At 55.8% G+C, this 20,615-nt stretch carries 16 protein-coding genes; 12 read left to right on the top strand and 4 right to left on the bottom strand.

The window, feature by feature from the left end:
* The first annotated feature begins 12 nt into the window (after window positions 1-12).
* Complete coding sequence (locus LDZ28_RS10610; protein WP_244826100.1) at window positions 13-828, top strand: 1-acyl-sn-glycerol-3-phosphate acyltransferase; 816 nt, start codon at window positions 13-15, stop codon at window positions 826-828.
* On the opposite strand, the gene LDZ28_RS10605 is transcribed toward LDZ28_RS10610, so the two are convergent.
* Window positions 788-1,654 carry a symmetrical bis(5'-nucleosyl)-tetraphosphatase gene (locus tag LDZ28_RS10605; RefSeq protein ID WP_244826099.1) on the bottom strand — a complete coding sequence of 289 codons (867 nt, stop codon included), beginning with the start codon at window positions 1,652-1,654 and terminating at the stop codon, window positions 788-790. The two genes, LDZ28_RS10610 and LDZ28_RS10605, sit on opposite strands and share 41 nt — an antisense overlap.
* 366 nt (window positions 1,655-2,020) lie before the next feature.
* On the opposite strand from LDZ28_RS10605, the gene rfbB reads away from it, so the two are divergent.
* The 5 genes from rfbB to LDZ28_RS10580 are packed head-to-tail and all read left to right on the top strand — an operon-like array spanning window position 2,021 to window position 6,305.
* Complete coding sequence (gene rfbB, locus LDZ28_RS10600; RefSeq protein WP_244826097.1) at window positions 2,021-3,082, top strand: dTDP-glucose 4,6-dehydratase; 1,062 nt, start codon at window positions 2,021-2,023, stop codon at window positions 3,080-3,082.
* A 10-nt stretch (window positions 3,083-3,092) separates the two neighbouring features.
* Window positions 3,093-3,986 carry a glucose-1-phosphate thymidylyltransferase RfbA gene (gene rfbA / locus LDZ28_RS10595; RefSeq protein ID WP_244826095.1) on the top strand — a complete coding sequence of 298 codons (894 nt, stop codon included), beginning with the start codon at window positions 3,093-3,095 and terminating at the stop codon, window positions 3,984-3,986.
* A complete protein-coding gene (gene rfbC / locus LDZ28_RS10590; RefSeq protein WP_244826094.1) occupies window positions 3,971-4,522 on the top strand; it encodes a dTDP-4-dehydrorhamnose 3,5-epimerase in 552 nt (183 codons plus the stop codon). The genes rfbA and rfbC overlap by 16 nt, the downstream gene beginning before the upstream one ends.
* The gene (gene rfbD, locus LDZ28_RS10585; RefSeq protein ID WP_244826092.1) at window positions 4,519-5,406 is read left to right on the top strand and encodes a dTDP-4-dehydrorhamnose reductase; all 888 of its coding nucleotides are present in this window, start codon (window positions 4,519-4,521) and stop codon (window positions 5,404-5,406) included. The genes rfbC and rfbD overlap by 4 nt, the downstream gene beginning before the upstream one ends.
* The gene (locus LDZ28_RS10580; RefSeq protein ID WP_370652027.1) at window positions 5,388-6,305 is read left to right on the top strand and encodes a glycosyltransferase family 2 protein; all 918 of its coding nucleotides are present in this window, start codon (window positions 5,388-5,390) and stop codon (window positions 6,303-6,305) included. The genes rfbD and LDZ28_RS10580 overlap by 19 nt, the downstream gene beginning before the upstream one ends.
* Window positions 6,306-6,347: 42 nt before the next feature.
* Here the strand turns inward: LDZ28_RS10580 and LDZ28_RS10575 are convergent, their stop codons facing one another.
* From LDZ28_RS10575 to LDZ28_RS10565, 3 genes are all read right to left on the bottom strand, one after another.
* Window positions 6,348-8,510: a glycosyltransferase gene (locus tag LDZ28_RS10575; RefSeq protein WP_244826089.1), complete on the bottom strand. Its 2,163-nt coding sequence runs from the start codon at window positions 8,508-8,510 to the stop codon at window positions 6,348-6,350.
* Between the two features lie 66 nt (window positions 8,511-8,576).
* Complete coding sequence (locus tag LDZ28_RS10570; protein ID WP_370652026.1) at window positions 8,577-9,893, bottom strand: ABC transporter ATP-binding protein; 1,317 nt, start codon at window positions 9,891-9,893, stop codon at window positions 8,577-8,579.
* Between the two features lie 100 nt (window positions 9,894-9,993).
* Window positions 9,994-10,821: an ABC transporter permease gene (locus LDZ28_RS10565; RefSeq protein ID WP_244826085.1), complete on the bottom strand. Its 828-nt coding sequence runs from the start codon at window positions 10,819-10,821 to the stop codon at window positions 9,994-9,996.
* Window positions 10,822-11,241: 420 nt separating this feature from the next.
* Here LDZ28_RS10565 and LDZ28_RS10560 point away from each other — a divergent pair, with 420 nt between their 5' ends.
* From LDZ28_RS10560 to LDZ28_RS10535, 6 genes are all read left to right on the top strand, one after another.
* Window positions 11,242-12,633: an ABC transporter ATP-binding protein gene (locus LDZ28_RS10560; RefSeq protein WP_244826083.1), complete on the top strand. Its 1,392-nt coding sequence runs from the start codon at window positions 11,242-11,244 to the stop codon at window positions 12,631-12,633.
* Between the two features lie 89 nt (window positions 12,634-12,722).
* A complete protein-coding gene (locus LDZ28_RS10555) occupies window positions 12,723-16,211 on the top strand; it encodes a methyltransferase domain-containing protein (RefSeq protein WP_244826082.1) in 3,489 nt (1,162 codons plus the stop codon).
* Between the two features lie 95 nt (window positions 16,212-16,306).
* Window positions 16,307-17,488 carry a glycosyltransferase family 4 protein gene (locus LDZ28_RS10550; RefSeq protein WP_244826080.1) on the top strand — a complete coding sequence of 394 codons (1,182 nt, stop codon included), beginning with the start codon at window positions 16,307-16,309 and terminating at the stop codon, window positions 17,486-17,488.
* A gap of 3 nt (window positions 17,489-17,491) precedes the next feature.
* The gene (locus LDZ28_RS10545) at window positions 17,492-18,070 is read left to right on the top strand and encodes a DapH/DapD/GlmU-related protein (RefSeq protein WP_244826078.1); all 579 of its coding nucleotides are present in this window, start codon (window positions 17,492-17,494) and stop codon (window positions 18,068-18,070) included.
* A gap of 41 nt (window positions 18,071-18,111) precedes the next feature.
* Window positions 18,112-19,077, top strand: a complete 966-nt coding sequence (locus LDZ28_RS10540; RefSeq protein ID WP_244826076.1) for a glycosyltransferase family A protein — start codon at window positions 18,112-18,114, stop codon at window positions 19,075-19,077.
* 26 nt (window positions 19,078-19,103) lie between these two features.
* Window positions 19,104-20,606 carry a mannose-1-phosphate guanylyltransferase/mannose-6-phosphate isomerase gene (locus LDZ28_RS10535; RefSeq protein ID WP_244826075.1) on the top strand — a complete coding sequence of 501 codons (1,503 nt, stop codon included), beginning with the start codon at window positions 19,104-19,106 and terminating at the stop codon, window positions 20,604-20,606.
* Window positions 20,607-20,615: the final 9 nt, after the last annotated feature.

Below are 20,615 nucleotides of genomic sequence, written 5' to 3'. Positions count from 1 at the left end.
TACGAGTCGCGCATGAACCAGGCATTACGCAAGCTGCGGCTTCTGGTCCATCTGCTGTATGGCATGTGGGTCGTCGCGCGGCGTTTTCCGCGCGCATCGGTGGATGAGCGGAGCGCGATGAATCGCGCGTGGTCGCTTGAGATGCTGCGTCTGTCCGGCATGAAACTCGTCGTGCACAACGACGAAGCGCGGCTCGATCGCGGTGTGCTGGTGGTCGGCAATCACGTTTCGTGGATGGACATTTACGTCATCAATGCATGGCGGCCGACGCCGTTCGTCTCGAAGGCGGAGATTCGCAACTGGCCGGTTGTTGGATGGCTCGCGCATCAGTTGGGCACGGTGTTCGTGCAGCGCGAGAAGCGTAGCGACGCGAAGCGCATCATGCATGAACTCTCGAACCGCCTGCTCGCGGGCGAGATGATGTGCGTGTTCCCCGAAGGCACCACCAGCGATGGTCAGGCGCTCCTGCCGTTCCACGCGAACATGTTCCAGGCGGCGGTATCGGCATCGTGTCCTGTGCAGCCGGTGTGCATCATGTACGAGGATGCGCACGGCAAGCAGTCGCTCGCGCCGGCGTATATCGGCGACATGACGCTGAGCGATTCCCTCGACGCGCTTCTGAACGCGACGCCGCTCACGGCGCATCTCTATGTGTGCAATCCGCTCGCGCCGGGCGCTGACCGCCGTCTGCTTGCGAGCGAAGCCCAAGCCGCGATTCTCGCCGCGCTCGAAACCATGCGTGGCGGCGCGGCAACGGCGGCTGATCCCATGCCGCTCCCTGAATCGCTCAACGCTGTTTCGGCTTCATCGCGCAACTCACCTGCGTGATTACGCGCTGAGCCGGGTCTTTGGTCAGCCGCACCGCTGAGAGCTTGTTGCCCCAGACGCAGCCTGAATCGAGACACAGCACGTCGTTGCGGACCATCAGACCGAGCGCGGCCCAGTGTCCGAACACCACCGTCACGTCCTGCGTCTTGCGGCCGGGCACGTCGAACCACGGCAGATAGCCGGGCGGCGCGGCATCCGGCCCGCCATTGTTGGCGAATTCCATCGCGCCGTCGGCGGTGCAGAAACGGATGCGTGTCAGCGCGTTATAAGTCACGCGCAGGCGGTCGGCGCCGGTGAGCGACTCATCCCATCGATGCGGCTCGTTGCCATACAGCGTGGCGAGCGTCGCTTTCCAGTCGGGCGCGCGCAACGCTTTTTCGAGTTCATGCGCGAGTTCGAGCGTCATCGTCGCGTCCCATTGCGGCAGGACGCCAGCGTGAACCATGAGCGCGCCGTCCTCGAAGTGCGCAACGGGCTTGTGGCGTACCCATTCGATCAGGTCAGCCACGTCGGGTGCGTTGAGGATGTCGTCGAGCGTGTCGCCTTTCTTCGGCTTGCGCAGGCCGGCCGCGACCGACAGCAGATTCAGATCGTGATTGCCGAGGACGACGGTGGCGCGCGAACCGAGCGCGATGATCTCGCGCAGCGTTTCCAGCGACTTCGGTCCGCGATTGATGAGGTCGCCTGCGAACCAGAGAGGCGTATCGGCATCGGGCGCGGCTTTTTTCAGCAGTCGATGGTAGGGATCGCAGCAACCTTGCAGGTCGCCGAAGACGAGCGGGGCGGAGCTAGCGTGAATTACGGTGGCGTTGGTGACGTCGGTCATCGATGGAAAAAAGTGAGACGGTGGACGCGCGGCGTCGGATAGCGAGCATTATGAAACACGCGATAACGACTTGGCTGCCGCTTCATTAAGCATTCCGCGAACCTTCTACTACGCGCGTGACAACGCGGCGGGATTCGCTTGTAATCGATAATCGCTAGCTGTATCAAGTTGTTAGCCGTGTAGTTTTTGCACTTGGTGGCCTTATAATTGACGGCTTACCAAAGTGGGGCATCCGGCGAATCAAGATTGGTGACAATCGGTCAATGTTTTCGCTAGAAGGCGCACATCGCGCGAAATGCGCAATTTTTTCCATAATTCGAGCGCGCTTTCAGTCGAGCAAAACTGTGAGCGGTGAAGAGGGCTTCTATGATTCTCGTGACGGGCGGTGCTGGTTTTATCGGCGCCAACTTTGTGTTGGATTGGCTAAATGGCTCTGACGAACCCGTTTTGAACGTCGATAAGCTGACGTATGCGGGGAACCTCGGAACGCTTCAGTCGCTCAAGGGCGACGCCCGTCATGTGTTTGCGCGTGCCGACATTTGCGACCGCGCGGCCATGGACGAACTGCTCGCGAAGCACAAGCCCCGCGCCATTTTGCACTTTGCCGCCGAGAGTCACGTAGACCGCTCCATCCACGGCCCGGCAGATTTTGTTCAGACCAATGTGGTCGGTACGTTCGTTCTGCTCGAAGCCACGCGCCAGTATTGGAGCGCGCTGCCTGAAGCAGAGAAGCAAGCCTTCCGCTTCCTGCATGTTTCGACCGACGAAGTGTTCGGCTCGCTGTCCGCAACTGATCCACAGTTCTCCGAGACCACGCCGTACGCACCGAACAGCCCGTACTCGGCTACGAAGGCCGGTTCGGATCATCTGGTGCGCGCATACCACCACACATACGGCTTGCCGGTTGTCACGACCAACTGCTCGAACAACTACGGCCCGTACCAGTTCCCGGAAAAGCTGATCCCACTGATGATCGCGAATGCGCTCGGCGGCAAGCCGCTGCCCGTTTATGGCGATGGTCAGAACGTGCGCGACTGGCTCTACGTGGGCGACCATTGTTCGGCTATTCGCGAAGTGCTGGCGCGCGGTGCGCTTGGCGAGACGTATAACGTCGGCGGCTGGAACGAGAAAAAGAACCTCGAAGTCGTGCATACGCTGTGCGATTTGCTCGACAAGTTGAAGCCTAAGACGAGCGGTTCGTATCGCGATCAGATCACGTATGTGAAGGATCGTCCGGGCCATGACCGCCGCTATGCTATCGACGCGCGCAAGCTCGAGCGCGAGCTCGGCTGGAAGCCTGCGGAGACGTTCGAAACGGGGCTCGAGAAGACGGTTCAGTGGTATCTGGACAATCAGGCGTGGGCTGACGAAGTGGCTTCCGGTGAGTATCGGAAGTGGGTCGAGACGAACTACGCGCAGCGCGCGTGAGGAACTGACAATGGCGCGCAAGGGCATTATTCTCGCCGGCGGCTCCGGCACGCGGCTTTATCCGATTACGCATGCGGTGTCGAAGCAGCTCCTGCCCGTGTACGACAAGCCGATGATCTACTATCCGCTGTCCACGCTCATGATCGCAGGCATTCGTGACGTGCTCGTGATCTCGACGCCGCAAGATACGCCGCGTTTCGAGTCGATGCTCGGCGACGGCAGCCAGTGGGGCATGAATATCCAGTACGCGGTGCAACCGTCGCCGGATGGCCTCGCGCAGGCGTTCGTCATCGGCCGTGATTTTGTTGGCAACGATCCGTCCGCGCTTATTCTCGGCGACAACATATTCTACGGTCACGATCTCGCGAAGCAGCTGGAAAGTGCGGACGCGCGCACCGAGGGCGCGACTGTGTTTGCCTATCACGTGCATGATCCCGAGCGTTATGGCGTGGTTGAGTTCGACCAGAAGTTCCGCGCGCTGTCGATCGAGGAAAAGCCCGCGAAGCCGCGTTCGAACTACGCGGTGACGGGTCTTTATTTCTACGACAACAAGGTGTGCGATATTGCAGCCGACATCAAGCCGTCGCCGCGTGGCGAGTACGAAATCACAGACGTAAATTCACGTTATCTCGCGGACAAAAAACTCGATGTCGAGATCATGGGACGTGGTTATGCGTGGCTCGACACGGGCACGCACGATTCGCTGATCGAAGCCGCGACGTTCATCGCGACGCTGCAAAAGCGGCAGGGACTCGTGGTGGCTTGTCCTGAAGAGATCGCATATCGCAAGGAATGGATTGGCGAAGAGCAACTTCTCGCGCTCGCGAAGCCGCTTGCGAAGAACGGCTACGGTCAATATCTGCTCAATCTTCCGAAGGACCAAGTCGCATGGCCATCCAAGTAACTGCTACGGCGCTGCCCGAAGTCAAGATCATCGAACCGAAGGTATTCGGCGATGCACGTGGCTTCTTCTACGAAAGTTTCAATGGCCGTGAGTTTGCGGAACAGGTAGAAGCGGGCGTCGAGTTCGTGCAGGACAATCATTCGCGTTCGGCAAAGGGCGTGCTGCGCGGCTTGCATTATCAGATTCAGCACCCGCAAGGCAAACTCGTGCGCGTGGTAGAAGGCGAAGTGTTCGATGTCGCGGTGGACATCCGCAAGAGTTCGCCGAACTTCGGCAAGTGGGTGGGCGTAAATCTGTCGGAAGAAAACCATCGGCAGTTGTGGGTGCCGCCGGGGTTTGCGCATGGCTTTGTCGTGTTGTCGGAGACGGCCCAATTTCTTTATAAGACTACGGATTATTGGTATCAGGCGCACGAGAGAAGCATCGTCTGGAATGATCCGGAGATTGGTATTGAGTGGCCGATTGACTTTGAGCCGTTGTTGGCGGCGAAGGACGCGGCGGGGAAGGGTTTGAGCGAAGCCGAGGTGTTTGCGTGAGCGCCGATCAACGGACGATTCTTTTGACCGGTGTGAACGGTCAGGTTGGTTTTGAGTTGGCGCGCAGCCTTCAGGGGCTGGGTAAGGTGGTCGCGCTGGCCCGCGCGGGCCTCGATCTCAGCGACCTCGGCCAAGTCCGTCGCGTCGTGCGCGATGTAAAGCCGTCGTTGATCGTGAATCCAGCGGCCTACACGGCGGTCGACAAAGCCGAGTCCGACGTCGGCGCTGCGATGCGCATTAACGGCGAGGCGCCCGGCGTGCTTGCGGAAGAAGCAAAGCGCCTTGGCGCGGCGCTTGTTCATTACTCGACGGACTACGTCTTCGACGGTACGAAAGACGGCGCTTATGTTGAAGACGATGCGGTGAATCCGCAAAATGTCTACGGCAGGAGCAAGTTGGCTGGTGAGCAGGCCATTGTGGCTTCGGGTTGTGACCATCTGATTTTCCGCACGAGTTGGGTGTATGGCACGCGTGGCAAAAATTTTTTGCTAACGATGTTAAAGCTCGGCGCAGAGCGGGATGAGTTGAGCGTGGTGGCGGATCAGATTGGTGCGCCGACTTGGTCCAAGACTATCGCGGCGCTGACGGCGAATGTGCTGGCGCAGTCGGTGACCGCGGAGGGTCAATGGTGGAAGCAAAATTCGGGAATCTATCATCTTTCGGCGCACGGATCGACTTCATGGCACGACTTTGCGGCGGCCATCTTCGAGCTTATAGATACTCGGAAGCGACCACTGCTGCATGCGATTCCAACTGCAAGTTATCCGACGCCTGCGAAGCGTCCATCCAGCTCGCGCTTGTCCAATGACAAGTTAAATCTGGCTTTTAGATTGCGTTCGCCCGACTGGAAGGACGCGCTGCAACTTTGCATGGCCGAACGTTGAGCGGCATTTCATTGGCTTCGCGTACCGCCGCAGTCATCGTTTTTTATGAGCCTGACGAGGCGTGCATCAGGCGAGCCAACCGTCTTTCTGAGCGGCTATTTTGCGTGGTTGTCGATAACTCCGCGTCCATACGGGACAAGTCGCAGATCGGACTATCGGCCGCAATTACTTATCGACCGAATGGCGTTAATCTCGGTATTGCTGCAGCCATCAATCAGGGCGTCGAAGTGCTTCTTCCAGCTGGCTTCGACTACGCCATTGTCTTTGATCAAGATAGCGAACCACCAGACGTTCTCCTTCACGACCTTCCTGCGGTTCTTGACAATGCCAACCGAATGCAGCAGCGCGTTGCTCTTGCAGGTCCCGCCTACGACGACGCACGATTGGGCGGTGTTACTCCATTTGTACGTTTCAGATGGTGGCGGTTAGCTCGCATCTCACCGCAAGGCAACGTTCCGATAGACGTGGACTTTCTTATCTCTTCGGGATCGTGCCTCAATCTGAAATTCTGGACGTCCATAGGTCCGATGGAAAACGCATTGTTTATCGACTTTGTAGATCTAGAGTGGTGCGCGCGTGCAAAAAGGCTAGGTTATCAGGTGCTCGGCGTACCTTGGGTGCATATGAACCACGAACTCGGGGGCGCGCCTGTGCGAGTTCTTGGCCGAACCTATCCAATGCATTCTCCCATTCGGCATTACTACCAGTTTAGAAATGTTATTGCGCTCATAGGGCGAGCTAATATGCCCGGCACATGGAAGTCAACCGAAATCGTGAAACTGCCGGTCCGGCTGCTAATCTACTGCTTTTTTCCAAAGCAGCGAGGACAGCATCTTCGAATGGCATTAAGAGGTATCTGCGATGGCTTGCGCGGTCGTCTTGGGCCGTATCAAGAGTAGTGTGCCACTGTCAAAACTTGTAGCCAGTCCCAAGCGGACGGATCAATCCAGCATCCCTATTCTGGGCGGGTTCGCGAGCGTGAAAGGGTGTACCTGTACGCTGAGTGATAGGTTAGGATTGTAAGCAGGATCTCGATCGAATTTGCCAGCCCACCTGTCCTCCATTAAGCGAATTTCCGAAAGAAAACGTTGGTACTTTTCGGGACTCATATCCGATCCGCGAGTCGCTGATTCGTGATGGTACAGATCAGCGAACGGAGTCCAGACATTGCGATAACCCGCTGTTTGAACACGCAAGCAGAAGTCGACGTCATTAAAGGCAACGGCGAGTTTTTCGTCCAGGCCGCCTACCTGTTGATAAATCTCGCGCCGAACCATCAGGCACGCGGCCGTTACGGCGGCCAGATTTTGCAGGGCAATAGCTCGATTGAAATAGCCAAGGCTGCCACGCTGGAGCGAATGGTGCATATGCCCTGCTATACCACCCAGACCAATCAGGACGCCTCCGTGTTGCAGAGTATTGTTTGGGTACCAGAGTGCAGCACCCACGGCACCAGTACCCGGCTGCACAGCGATCGACACTAATTCGTTGAGCCAATCAGGCGAAATGACTTCTATATCGTTGTTGAGCAAACAGAGAAACTCGCCTTCAGCCAGCCTCGCTGCTTTGTTGTTGAGCGCTGAGAAGTTAAACGGAGAGTCGTCTCGAACTATTCGAATTCGATCGTCGCCATTAATCTGCGCGAAATAGGCAAGCGTCTCCGCCTGGACGCTGCCGTTATCTACAATAATGATCTCGAAGTTCTTATAGAGCGTCTTCTGCAGAACACTGTCGACACACTGGCGCAGCAACGCGACGCCATCGCGAGTGGGAATGATGATCGAAACTTTGGGACTCGGCCTTGGAGTCGCATAGCGAACCCTCAGCAGGCCGGAATCGCCGAAGATGGGTTCGACGACTGCCATGATCCGAGAATGCTGTAGGAATTCGTTCACTGCTCGAACCGCCGCGTTCAGGGCATAAGGCTTTCTGTTTTGACCGCCCGAAGTGCTCTTTGATGTGATCCGCCAATGGTAAAGTACGTGCGGAATATGCACGATACATTCCGCTCCAGCTATTGAGATGCATCTAAGCGCCAAGTCGTAATCCTGGCTGCCCTCGAAGCCTTTTCGAAAGCCGCCTGCTTCTTCCACGAGCGTGCGTTCGTAAACTCCAAGATGTGAGAACAGATTTTGCGTCAGGGCGAGGACCGGATTCCAATCTGGCTTGAAATAGGGAGCTGTGCGCTTTCCAGATGGGTCGAGCTTGTCCTCGTCGCTGTAAAAGAGCCGTCCCGCAGGATGCATGCCTATATAACGCGCGACCAGGAGGAGCGCATGAGCCGGCAGAATGTCGTCATGATCGAGCAGCGCTATGTATTCGCCGGTGGCGACGGTTAGCGCGGAGTTGCTCGCCTCCGATATATGACCGTTCTCTTCCCGATAAACTACTTTGATTCTCTTGTCTTTCGCTTGCCACGCTTGCAGGACTTCGCGAACGCTAGAGTCCGTCGAAGCATCGTCTGCGACACAAAGTTCCCAATGCGGATAAATTTGCTTCCGGACAGATTCGATCATTGCCTCGAGATCGTCCGGCGCGCTGTTATAGGTCGGTACGATGACTGATATCAGTGGCTTCTTAATCAGCGTATCAAGCAACGCCATAGCTTGCGCAACTTGCGCGGGACCGAGGGTGTCGTATCGTTCGATCCACTCGTGGTAAGCATCATCGGTCGGGACGCAGTCACTGAAACCGGCGCCCGTCTGGACACGGCGGAAACGCGCCTTAATACCTTCGACGCCCTCGCGCCGCCCCATGTCAAAATAGTAACGCGCAGCAGCGAGAAAACCGCCTCTTGCCTGCGCCTGTCGAGACACGGTGTCGAAAAGTAACCTTGCGGCTTTCCGCAAGTTATCGGCCTGTCGCAGCGGTGCGGTAATACGCCAAGATGCCGAATTCCGTAACGCATGCAGTTGAATCTCGAGCTTCATACGTTCGTTTTCGACCGACGTCTGATGATCAAGCTCGGCGAGGGCGTTTGCAAGGCTCCCTTCCAATTCAACGATGCGTTGATGCGCTTGCTGCAGACTAGAATCTTCCGTGCTGACTAATGTCTTCGCGTTAATAATTGGCGGTATTTCTTGGTTATCTTGGCCGATTGTCATTTATTCAACACGGAAGAACAGTGGGGATATGGCGAAGCGCTGCATAAACGCCCCATGAAGTGTCGACTACGTCTTCTCGAGTTCGCTTTCGACGAACAGGTTTATCTGGGACATGCGAATGCCGACGATACCTGTTGCCACAGCGGTGGATTCCGATTTGACGATTAGGACGTCATGGATGCAATCTATGAGCTCGGCCTCCGAGGCAATGCGTCGCGCCGCATACACCGAGATTGCATACTCGCCCGGCAAAAGCGTGGGCATTTCGAACATAAAGCGTGCGATACCCTTGTCGCCGATAGGAAGCTTCAGTGAATCGCTGGCGAAAAAATTGCTATCGCCAAAAAGCGGCTGACCGAGCCGGTCTTTAAAGACGAAGCCGACAACGGGCATTTCCTTCCCAACAAAATTATCAAAATTAATTTCCAACGACACACGCTCTCCGCCGGCTATCCAGCTCAATGCGTTACCGTCTTCCCCTGCCAAGACCACCGAGCGGATGACGCGCTGTTGACGCTCTACAGGCAAATGCTGGGTATCGATTGCCACATCGTCAAGATGCGGCGCGACCAGAGTGCCTGTGCCACGGAAACGCTCGCGCTGATCGAAGGTTTCGCTCTCTTTTCGCAATTTGGCAAGTCGATTTGCCTTGCGATCCATGACCTCGCTCTTGTCTTCGACTGACTGTCCTTGACGTTCACGGCGTGCTTGCCTGTAGAACGCCTCGAAATAATTCGTGCACACACGTTTTGCATCGCCGGATTCGCGAACGACGCCGCGGTCTAGCCAGATCACTCGGTCGCAAAGGCCACGTACTGCGGAGGAATCGTGACTGACGAACAACACCGTGCCCGTTTGCTGAAAGCGCCGCAAAAAGCGCATGCATTTCTGCGTAAAAAAGGCGTCGCCTACCGACAGTGCTTCGTCAATGACAAGTATGTCAGCATCAACGTGAGCGATCACGGAAAAGGCAAGACGTACGAACATGCCACTCGAGTAGGTCTTGACAGGCTGATCGATAAATTCGCCGATGTCGGCAAAGGCGATGATGTCAGCAAGGCGCGATTCAATCTGCTCATGGCTCAGACCATGAAGCTGCCCGTTTATGAAGATGTTCTCTCGGCCAGTGTACTCTACGTCAAATCCGGACCCTAGTTCGAGCAGAGCCGCTATGCGCCCATGGGTCTCGATCTGGCCACTTGTCGGGGCGAGCGTTCCGCATATGATCTGTAAAAGAGTGCTTTTTCCAGACCCGTTGCGGCCAATAATACCTACCGTTTCCCCACGCGCGACTTCAAATTCAATGCCTTTGAGCGCCCAGAATGTACGAACGCATTGACGCGCACGAGTGGCCAGTGCGCGACGGGCAGCGGACAATGGCATGGCCCTGCTCGCTACTCCGAGGAGACCTTGCTTTAGTCGGTCGGTCGGCCGCTCATAAGAAGCGAATCCCTTGCTGAGTCCTACGCCGCGGATGACAACCTCAGATGACATCCGCGAATCCTTTGCGTGTCTTTTGAAACCACGCAAATCCGAGCCAGGCGATGACTACCGCGATGCAGGAGTAAGCGCCCCAGCGCGCCCAGTCTATCGACACACCCCAGACGAGGACGTCGCGGCTTTGTTCGATAGGGTAGGTCATCGGATTCATATAAACGAGCGAGCGGAACTGCTCTGGAAGCGATGACACTGGAAAAAATACCGGCGACAGAAACATAAGTGCGGTGACCAGAATGCCGATGGTCTGCCCAATGTCACGCAAATAAACGCCGGTTGCCGCAAGCGCCCAGCTAAGGCCGAGGATGAGTACGCAAAGCGGCAAAAGGACAATTGGTAGCATGAATGCTGTCGCAGGCACTGACCCGATGATAATCCATTCGGCAATCAAAAGAATGAACACGCTCACGCACATATGAAACATGGCGGACAGGAGGGTAACGCACGGAAGAATCTCGAGCGGGAAGATGATCTTCTTGACGAAATTTGAGTTTGAAAGAATTAGCGACGGTGCGCGGGTCACGCACTCAGAAAAAAGATTGAACATGATCATGCCGGCAAACAGAACGACTGCAAACTCGCTCTTGCTTGCAGTTTGGGCCCCGCTCCCACCCCAGCGTGACTTGAACACTTCGCTGAAGACAAAGGTATAGATACAGAGCATCAGCAATGGCGTGAGCAACGACCAGAGTATTCCAAGCGCCGACCCCTTATAGCGCCCTACGGCGTCGCGGCGGCCAAGGTCGAACATAAGTCGCCAATTCTTGACTAAGGACGCAGCGAGGTATCGCGGCGAAACGCTGAAGCTGTGCATAGACAAAGGTAGTCGTTTAACGGGGAGGTGGCAAACGCCAAAGTAAGCAGGATACGGGCGCAAAGCCTGCGCAGCGCCACGGCGTTTGACGTTCTAGCGTAGCGGGCCACTTACGCAAAAAGCCGAGCCGTCGCCGTGAATTATCGCATATGCGATATCGCTCCAAGCAGAGCGCTCCCTGATCAATGTGTCCAAGTGTAAAACATGCAAGTCCCTGAAAATTGACGCTCCTACGTTGCCGTAGTCTGTCTTCCAGTCTTAGGTCGGCATTGAGAATCGGGCCCAACTGTCATCGAACTGGTTGAGGTAGTGTGCGTGGCCAGAACAAAGAATGCTGTAAAATCGCGACTTTATGGATAATGCTGCTCATCCGGATCACCATAGGGTCCGTATGCCGGCTTGATGTAGCTTGGGGGCAGGTTGGGAGAGCAATCGTCAGAGTATCAGCGCAAAGCGATTGATGCCGCAGGCATCAGCAAGGCTTTCGCGATTTACGCACGACCATCGGATCGACTCAAGCGCAGCGTGCTGAGTGTTGCGGCGCGACTTTCCTCTAGGCGCGTGGCAGGCATGCACCTGATGAATGATTCGATGCTTGGGCAGACGTTCACCGCGTTGAATGATGTGAGTTTTTCTGTTGCGAGAGGCGAGACGGTTGGAATTATCGGGCGCAACGGCTCGGGCAAGAGCACGTTGCTGCAGATCGTTTGCGGCACGCTCGCTCCAACGACGGGCTCGATTAGCGTCGAGGGCAAGGTCGCGGCGCTGCTCGAACTTGGCTCCGGTTTCGACGTTGAATTCACGGGCCGCGAGAACGTTTATCTGAACGCGCAGTTATATGGTCTATCGCGTCAACAGATTGACGAGCGCTATGAGCGTATCGTCGAATTTGCGGAGATAGGCGAGTTCATTGATCAGCCGGTCAAGACGTACTCGAGTGGCATGTTTGTACGTTTGGCGTTCGCTGTGATCGCCCACGTCGATGCAGACATCCTGGTTATCGACGAAGCACTTGCGGTTGGCGACGCGTTCTTCAATCAGAAGTGTTTTCGCTTCCTCCATGAATTCAGGAAGCAGGGCACCATTCTGTTCGTAAGTCACGACACATCTTCGATCCGCAAGCTTTGCTCGAAAGCGGTCTGGCTAGATCACGGAAAAGTTGTGGCTGTTGGCGATCCCGACGAAGTGTGTTCTGCTTATCTCGATGCCTACTACGGCAACAGCAGCGGGTCACAAGCCGGTGGCGAGCAGACATTCGCATTGGGCCCGCGGCGCGGGTCTCAGTACGATATGCGACGAGAACTCATCAACGGTTCGTCGTTGCGCAATGACATGCAAGTCCTGCCGTTCGACCCGCATTCGCAATCATTCGGCTCGGGGGACGCGAGAATTGTCGACGTCGTTTTTCTGGATTCCGCGCGCCGCAGACTCGACTGGATAGTGGGCGGAGAGGCCGTCACGTTGCAAGTTTCCACGATATGTGGAGAAGCGTTGACGTCGCCCATCGTAGGTTTCTACCTGAAAAACGACCGTGGGCAGGATCTTTTTGGCGCGAACACGTTCAAGACGTTCGCCGAACGGCCTGTCGCCGTTGATGAGAACGACTTGTTGCGCGCGGAGTTTTCCTTTTTCATGCCGGTGCTGCCCGTCGGCGACTATACGATTAACGTCGCGATCGCAGAGGGCACACAATACAACCATGTTCAGTTGCATTGGATTCACGACGCTGTGCCGATCAAGGTACATGCCTCGCGTGTCAAGCATGAGCTTGTCGGCGTGGTGATGTCGAAGATCGAAGTCGCCGGTGTTTGACGGCGCGCGATCTTTCTCGCACATGCATTGACCGTTGTTGCCGGGTCCAGACTTTTTTCATGGTTGGCCGAGTAGGAAGATCATCACATATGACAAGCACGACACGCACATTCAAATTCAAAAGTGCAGGGAACGGCCATGAGTTCACTGGCGAGCGTTATCTTCCTGGGGTAGGTGGCCCTATACAGTACGAGCATTTCCACAGATACCTGTTCTCGGCGCCGCTGTGCGAAGGCAAGGATGTGCTCGACATTGCTTCCGGCGAGGGCTATGGCTCGGCCGTCCTGGCCCAATCGGCGAAGCAGGTCGTTGGAGTAGATATCGATGAGCAGGCGGTCCGGAATGCGCGCAGCCGTTACGACGCACAGAGGAATCTTCGCTTTGAGCACGGCAGTGCTACGGCCATTCCCTTGCCGGACGCGTCGGTAGACATATTGAATTCGTTCGAAACACTCGAGCACTTCACCGAACATGAGGCTTTCATGGCCGAGGCGCGACGCGTTCTGCGCCCCAACGGCCTGATGATTATCTCTACGCCAAATCGACCGGTCTACTCGCCTCCCGGGGCGCCGCCAAACGAATTTCACGTGCGCGAGCTGGACCGCAACGAGTTCGTCGAATGGCTCACGAGCGGTTTTAAAAACTTCGTCCTTTACGAACAGAAGCCGACCGCCGGCTCGCTGCTTTTCTTGGAGGGTCGTTCCGGCGCGAAGGACGTGACCTACTGGTCAGAAGTGTCACCGAACGAATTTCGCGCGACGAGCGGTATTGTCGATCCCGTGTACTTCATCGCGTTGGCCTCCGACGGTCCGCTGCCGACTCCTGACGATAATGTCTTGGAGGGCAGCCTCTCGTTTGCCCGCTACGACGATGCACGCAACCAGCAGATCGGTGCCCAGGCGGTAGAAATCACACGCCTCACAACCGAAACCCTTGCACGTGGGGATGAGATCGGCCGACTCACCGCCGAAACCGTCCGACTGACGAAAGCCGTGATTGACCGCGACGTTAAACTTGGCTCACTTACGGGCGAAATCGTCCGGCTTAATGAAGCGGGGGCCGAGCGCGATTCGAAGCTGGGGGATCTGACAGTCGAGACGGTGCGGCTGAATGAAGAGATCGTCAAACGCGACTCTGAAATAGGAAAGCTGACCAAAGAAACCGTCCGGTTGAATCGTGAAATCATTCGTGTGAACGAAGAGCTCGCAACGCAGCAGAAGAGCCACGCCATGCTGGCACGTGACCGTGACATTATGGCCGCCCTTGGCATGATGGGCGAACAAATCAGGCAGTCCCGGGTAGTTCTCGAGGACATGCAGCACGGGTTTCGAGAAAGCCGGGCATACATTCAAATCGAAGCCGTCCTGCGCAATGAGAACGAAGCGCTCAAGGCACAGATCACGGCAATATACAATTCGACGTCGTGGTTCGTCACGAAGCCGCTTCGTTTTGCGATGCGGCGCCTGCACGCAATGCGCCGCAATGCCGCACAACAAGCGTCGCGGATGGCTCCAAATGCGACTGTGCCGTCACCCGCACCGGTCGTAAGGTCTAATGAGACGACTGACACGCTAGCCTCGGTTGCACCAATTCAAGATGCAACGCAAAGCGGGACATGGCCCTCGTTGCGGCCGTTTGCGCGTCAGGCAAATCCCCGTGTAACGATTGTGGTCGTTCGTCAAGAGAGCGAAGAGGCGTTGCATCGCTGCCTCGCCGGGCTGCGCGAGCACAGCTCCGAGATTTCGATTCGTGTGCTTGTCGTCGGCGCTGAGGTGTTCGAGCAAGCTGCTCATTTTGGCGTGGAAAGTCGACAAAGTGCAGAAGCCGATACTTCGCTTGCAGCTCTGCGTGACGTCATCGGTACACCGGAGGGGGACTATGTGGTCTTGTTGTCCGACCGCCTCGCTGCCGAAGCAGGTTGGCTTGAAGCGATCGTGCAAGGTTTTGCTCGCTTTCGCGATGCCGCTGCGTTCGCTGCGCTCATTATCGACGAGCATGGCGTAGTGGAAAGTGCGGGTTCGTCGATCGAGGCGGACGCCCGCTTGTCGCCGAATGGGGTAGGGCTGTCTACCGACGCGCCGCAAATTAACGCCGTCATGCGCGTGTCTTGCGCAGGATCAGGTTTCATCGCGATCAGGACGCCAGTGTGGCAACAGATCGCCCACGATTTCGGTGCTGAAATGCCGTTCGCCGCAGGCCTCGCGAGCATAGCATTGCGCATCGCGGAGCTTAGCGAACACATTTACTGTCATCCGTTTGCACGCTTTGTCGCGCTTAAAACGTTGTCGGCCAATCCGGCTAATCCTGCGGAATCTGTTGACAAGTGGGCCGACGCTTATCAACGCTGGGCGCTGCGTGAGCGTTTCGAAACCACCTTCGCATCAGCTGGTGCCCACGGCGGTCAACTGTCACTAGCAAGACGACCCAAGATTGTTCTGATCGATGCTTTCGTTCCGAAGCCAGATCGCGATTCAGGCTCTGCCGATGTGTTTTGGTACATGCGTATCTTTCAGGAGTTCGGCTTTGAGGTTAGCTTCATTGCAGCGTTCGAAGAGAATCCAGTTGAAAGTTATTCGGATGCTTTGCGGCGCTGGGGCGTGCGCGTGCAGTACGCGCGAGGACTGGAATCGCTTAACCGTCTAGTAATGACCGAGGCTGCGCAGGCGGAAGCCGTGCTTGTGCAACGCGTCATCGTAGCGCGGCATGTGATCGAACCGCTCAAGACGGGTGCTCCGCATGCGAAGGTGATTTTCGGGACTGTGGATTTGCACTATTTGCGCGAGGAACGTGCGGCTATCCATGAACGTTCCGCAGAAGCACTCGATTTCGCACTTTCGTTGCGACGAGAGGAGATCAGTGCCATTAGTCGGTCGGACGCAACGATCGTCGTTAGCCGACTCGAATATGACATCGTAAAGCGCACATTGCCTTCGGCTAATGTGCATCGTATTCCGATTCCGCGCCTTCCTACTCGTTCGACGAAGACTTTCGCTCAACGCTCAGGTGTTGTGTTCGTCGGTGGTTTTGCGCATCGGCCTAACGTCGATGCGGTGACGTTCCTTGTTAAGGAAATCTGGCCGAAGGTCATCGCGCGTATGCCTGGCATGAAGCTCGATATCGTCGGGAGCAACGTGACGCCCGAAGTTCAGGCGCTCGATGACGCGGCATCGCATGTGAAGATCGTCGGTTTCGTCGAAAACCTCGATGGTGTCCTCGATCGTGCGCGCCTGTCGGTTGCGCCGTTGCGTTTTGGCGCGGGCATCAAGGGCAAGGTCGTTTCGAGCCTCTTGCATGGCTTGCCGTGTGTCCTGAGTAAGGTCGCGAGTGAGGGAATGGGGCTGGTTGACGGCGAACATGTCCTCGAGGGCGAAAGCGCCGACGAGATTGCCGATGCAATTATTCGACTTCACGAGGATGAAGCCCTGTGGAACCGGTTGGCGGACGCCGGCTTTGCGGTTGCGATGTCCGAGTATTCGGTTGAAAGCGTCGCGGCGAAGATCGGGGAACTTCTCGATTCCTTGGATTTCGATGAGGCTCCGCGTGCGCTGCGCGCTAACGCGTTTAACGTGCTAGCTTAGAGCACGGTCCCGCCATTAAATACACAGATATGTTGCAATCCTTATTATCGTTTTTTCGGAAATCGACAGTTCGTCCGAACAACGGCAAGCTGAATGTGTTGATCGAACTGGCGTCGTTCGACAAGGGCGGCCTGGAAAAGGTCGTGCTTGACTCGGCGCTGGCATTTGATCGGGCGCGTTTCGATGTCACCATCGTCACACCCGGGAAGGTCGGCCACTTGGGAAGCGTTGCCAGGGAGGCAGGACTGCGTGTAATCGGTCTACCGGCTAATAATGCAATCGATGTATATCGGAAGACGTTGAATGATTTTTACATCGACGTCTCGATGTCGCATTTTTCCAACGTTGGCTATTCACTTTTCGCCGAACGCCAGATACCAAACATCACGTTTATCCATAACGTGTATGCATTCTTCTCGACCGAGCAAGCGCGATCATTTGCTGAGAATGACCGATTCGTCGATCGTTACGTGTCTGTGTCGCAGAACGCAACCTGTTATGCGGTGCAGAATCTAGGCGTGACGGCGAGCAAAGTAATCACCGTGCCTAACGGCCTCATCATTTCCGAGCATGAGGCACGTGAGCAAAAGCCCGTCAAACTTACGCGCGCTGAACTAGGGTTGGCCGAAACAGATTACGTTTTCGCCAACATTGCGTCTTACAATTTGCACAAAGGCCATTACGTGATGGCCGACGCGATGAAACATCTATTGAAGCAGCGCGACGACATCAAGATTCTATGTGTCGGGAACGTAGTGTACCCGCCGCACGTTGAAGCGCTAAAGCTTTACTTGGTAGAGCATGGCCTTGAAAAGCACATGCTCATGCCAGGCTATTTTTCCGACGTTGAAGACGTGCATCGCGTCGCTGACGCCTTCCTGCTTCCGTCATTCATTGAAGGTTGGAGCATCGCCATGAACGAGGCTATGTTTTATGGGAAACCCATGATTTTGACGAATACCGGCGCGTCGGCGGAAGTCATAGAAGGCAATGACATCGGCATTTTGATTCCAAACGAGTATGGTGACACGACCGAACTCAACTCTGTGCTGCTCGACGAACTTGCCTATAGTCCGCGTGAATATGGCGTCGCTTCAAAGCTAGCGCAGGCCATGAACGAAATGGCAAGCAATCGGGAGACATGGCAATCGAAGGGGGCCGCCGGACGAGCAAAGATCTACGAACGCTTCAACTTCTCGGCAATTGTCCGACAGTACGAGCAAATCATCGAAGATGTGGTGCGCATGGGGCGCACGGCTGACCGAAAAGGCAAATGAATTATGACCGGTGCCCTGAAAGCGTTTTATCGCTTCATCCGGTGGCGTTTCAAGCCAGCAGTGTGCTTTTACCTCGGCAATCATCTATTTATGAACTACATGCCATATGGTATCCGCCACAGCTTCTTGCGCCGCTTCTGCCAGGTTCGGCTAGGGGCGAACTCAAGCATTGCAATGGGATGCTTCGTCACGGGCTACCATATCTCGATTGGCAACAACACGGTCATCAACCGCTATACATACCTCGATGGTCGCGTGCCTCTGACCATCGGCAATAACGTCAACGTTTCGCACTACACGTTGATCCAAACTCTCACGCATGATCCACAAAACCCAGACTTCGTATGCCTTTGTAAGCCGGTCGTCATCGAGGATCATGCATGGATCGGTGCCCGCGCGATCATATGTCCGGGAGTGAGAGTTGGCGAGGGTGCAGTTGTGGGCGCTGGAGCCGTCGTGACGCGTGACGTCGAGCCTTACACCATTGTCGCGGGAAACCCGGCGCGATTTGTAAAAGAGCGCTCACGGGATTTACGCTATAAGTCCCGCTATTTCCCCTTCTTTGATACGGACATTCAATAGATAGTTCTTATCGTCCGGCGGTCTTTTTGCGAATAAGGAACATGGCAATCTTCAAGTCACGACGCGTCAACGCAAACCCTACGACACCAACCATTTCGGTTGTGGTGCCGCTATACAATCACGCACGTTACATCGAAGCCGCTCTCGAAAGCGTTATCTCTCAGTCATCGCCAGCGGATGAGGTCATTCTGATCGACGATGGCTCTTCGGACAACGGGTTTGAGATCGCTCAGCACACGCTAGCGAAAATGGCTTGCGCGCGCGTTTATAAGCAGGAAAACGCGGGCGCACATAATACGTTGAATCGAGCAATTAGCATTAGCCGTGGTGAATATGTCGCTGTACTTAATTCGGACGATGCATTTGCCGCGACCAAGCTTGCACGTTGTCGAAGCGTAATAAACGAAAGTCCTGGTGTGGGCCTGATCGCAGGCGCAGTGGGCATTATGGATGACGACGGTGTGTCCCTGAAGACAGGCGTCACGATAGACTGGCTTGCGCGTGCCCGCCAGTTTCTGGCCAACACGCAGCTGCCTCAGCTTGCGCTGATGAATGAGAACTTCGTTACGACAACATCAAACATGGTGTTCGCAAGGTCGCTATGGACCGTGGCAGGCGGCTTTCAACCTTTGCGCTACTGTCACGATCTTGACTTTCTGATGTACGCCTTTGCTCACAGCTCTGTTCATCTCGATCTCGAGCAGGAACATATCGTCTATCGAGTTCACGAGCGCAACACCATCAAAGAAGATCTCGCCAAAGTACGAGTCGAAATCGCCGCTGTTACGGCGCAAGCCTTGTTTGACTCAGGGCCGCGACTGTTTTCGGCAGGCTTGAATGAACACGATTTGGGCGCGTTCTTGACCTTCTTGCGGAACAAACAGTTCACGGAACTCTTGGCCTTTTTCCAGACAATCTTGCCAGCGTTCCCGACTCGTGGAGCCTTCTATGAATATGCCGCCAATGCACGAAACGCCACTGCATTCCGCGCGGCGGTAACGGTCTAGGCTTCGAGTATCGACGGATAATAGCGATGACACACACTACTTCCTCTAAAGGCGATACCGAAAGTATCAACAACGGCCTGCCGATAACCTCGGTCATCTTGGCTGGCGGTTCGGGCACGCGCCTTTGGCCTCTCTCGCGCGAGCACTTTCCGAAGCAGTTAATCGGACTGTTTAGCGACGATTCTCTCCTTCAGGCAACAGCGCGTCGTCTGGACGCGCTTGAATCTGTTCATCCAATGGCGCGCGAGCTTGTTGTCGTCTGCGGAGAGGAACATCGCTTTACAACGGCCGAGCAACTGCGTCGCACAGGTCGGCGGAGCCGGATTATGCTTGAGCCAGCTGGCAGAAATACAGCGCCGGCACTGACCAGCGCAGCTCGCTCACTGACCAAGGACGGGGGTGACGCTATCATGCTTGTGATGCCTGCGGATCATGTCATACCGGATTTGTCGGCGTTCTGTGAAGCCGTGTCGGTTGCAGTGTCGCAAGCTGAGGGCGGAAATGTCGTCACATTCGGTATCGTCCCCACGCGGCCCGATACGGGCTACGGTTATATCAAGGCGTCGACTGAGGTTGGCAAGAGCGGCTGTTACTGGCTGGAGGCGTTCTTCGAGAAGCCGGATCTAGAAACCGCTGAACGTTACGTCGGATCAGGCGAGTATCTTTGGAACAGCGGCATTTTCGTCGTACGCGCATCGGTATGGCTTAAATTGATCGCACAGTTCGCCCCTAGGATTGCAGAAGCGGCTTGTAAATCAGTGGACGCAGCACACCAAGACAAGGACTTCTTGCGCCTTGACGCCGATGCATTTCTGAGCAGCCCGTCGGACTCCATCGATTTCGCCGTTATGGAGCATCTGAATGGTCCAGTCTCTCCGGCGCGTGGCGTAGTAGTGCCTTTGAATGCCGGTTGGTCCGATGTAGGTTCATGGGACGCGGTCTGGGCGCTTTCACCAAAAGACGATGAAGGCAACGTTGCCCGCGGCCGCGCCTTGTTCGAAGGCGCAGTCAATACATTCGCGCATTCTGAAGGACGACTGATAGCGTGCGTGGGAACAGACAATCTGATTGTTGTTGAGACGCCGGACGCCATTCTGGTTGCAAAGACTTCCGAAGTACAGCGGGTTAAGCACATCGTCGCGCGTATTAAAGCGAATGATGGCCGAGAGGCCGCACATCATCGCAAGGTCCATCGCCCGTGGGGTTACTACGATTCAATCGATGCGGACCCACGATTTCAGGTCAAGCGTATTGTCGTCAATCCTGGCGCGGAATTGTCATTGCAGATGCATCACCATCGGGCAGAACATTGGATCGTAGTGAGCGGCACCGCGCTCGTCACGCGTGGCGATGAGACATTTTTACTGTCCGAGAATCAGTCCACTCATATCCCGCTAGGCCAAGTCCATCGCTTAAAAAATCCGGGGAAAATTCCGCTCGCGATGATCGAAGTTCAATCGGGAACTTACCTCGGCGAAGACGATATCGTCCGGTTCGAAGACCACTATGGGCGAAGACGCGAAGGTTGATTCAGCCGG

It is taken from the genome of Caballeronia sp. TF1N1, from assembly GCF_022878925.1.
Taxonomy (GTDB): Bacteria; Pseudomonadota; Gammaproteobacteria; order Burkholderiales; family Burkholderiaceae; genus Caballeronia.
Note: the sequence above shows the minus strand (reverse complement) of the source record. Positions and strands in the feature narration are given on the sequence as shown.

What these genes read in the sequence shown, in the direction of transcription:
- LDZ28_RS10555 (WP_244826082.1), top strand. Translation starts at nt 12,723, where the DNA reads ATGACAAGCACGACACGCACATTCAAATTCAAAAGTGCAGGGAACGGC.
- LDZ28_RS10535 (WP_244826075.1), top strand. Translation starts at nt 19,104, where the DNA reads ATGACACACACTACTTCCTCTAAAGGCGATACCGAAAGTATCAACAAC.
- LDZ28_RS10565 (WP_244826085.1), bottom strand. Translation starts at nt 10,821, where the DNA reads ATGCACAGCTTCAGCGTTTCGCCGCGATACCTCGCTGCGTCCTTAGTC.
- LDZ28_RS10575 (WP_244826089.1), bottom strand. Translation starts at nt 8,510, where the DNA reads ATGACAATCGGCCAAGATAACCAAGAAATACCGCCAATTATTAACGCG.
- LDZ28_RS10540 (WP_244826076.1), top strand. Translation starts at nt 18,112, where the DNA reads ATGGCAATCTTCAAGTCACGACGCGTCAACGCAAACCCTACGACACCA.
- rfbB (WP_244826097.1), top strand. Translation starts at nt 2,021, where the DNA reads ATGATTCTCGTGACGGGCGGTGCTGGTTTTATCGGCGCCAACTTTGTG.
- LDZ28_RS10545 (WP_244826078.1), top strand. Translation starts at nt 17,492, where the DNA reads ATGACCGGTGCCCTGAAAGCGTTTTATCGCTTCATCCGGTGGCGTTTC.
- LDZ28_RS10610 (WP_244826100.1), top strand. Translation starts at nt 13, where the DNA reads ATGAACCAGGCATTACGCAAGCTGCGGCTTCTGGTCCATCTGCTGTAT.
- rfbC (WP_244826094.1), top strand. Translation starts at nt 3,971, where the DNA reads ATGGCCATCCAAGTAACTGCTACGGCGCTGCCCGAAGTCAAGATCATC.
- LDZ28_RS10605 (WP_244826099.1), bottom strand. Translation starts at nt 1,654, where the DNA reads ATGACCGACGTCACCAACGCCACCGTAATTCACGCTAGCTCCGCCCCG.
- LDZ28_RS10570 (WP_370652026.1), bottom strand. Translation starts at nt 9,893, where the DNA reads ATGCCATTGTCCGCTGCCCGTCGCGCACTGGCCACTCGTGCGCGTCAA.
- rfbA (WP_244826095.1), top strand. Translation starts at nt 3,093, where the DNA reads ATGGCGCGCAAGGGCATTATTCTCGCCGGCGGCTCCGGCACGCGGCTT.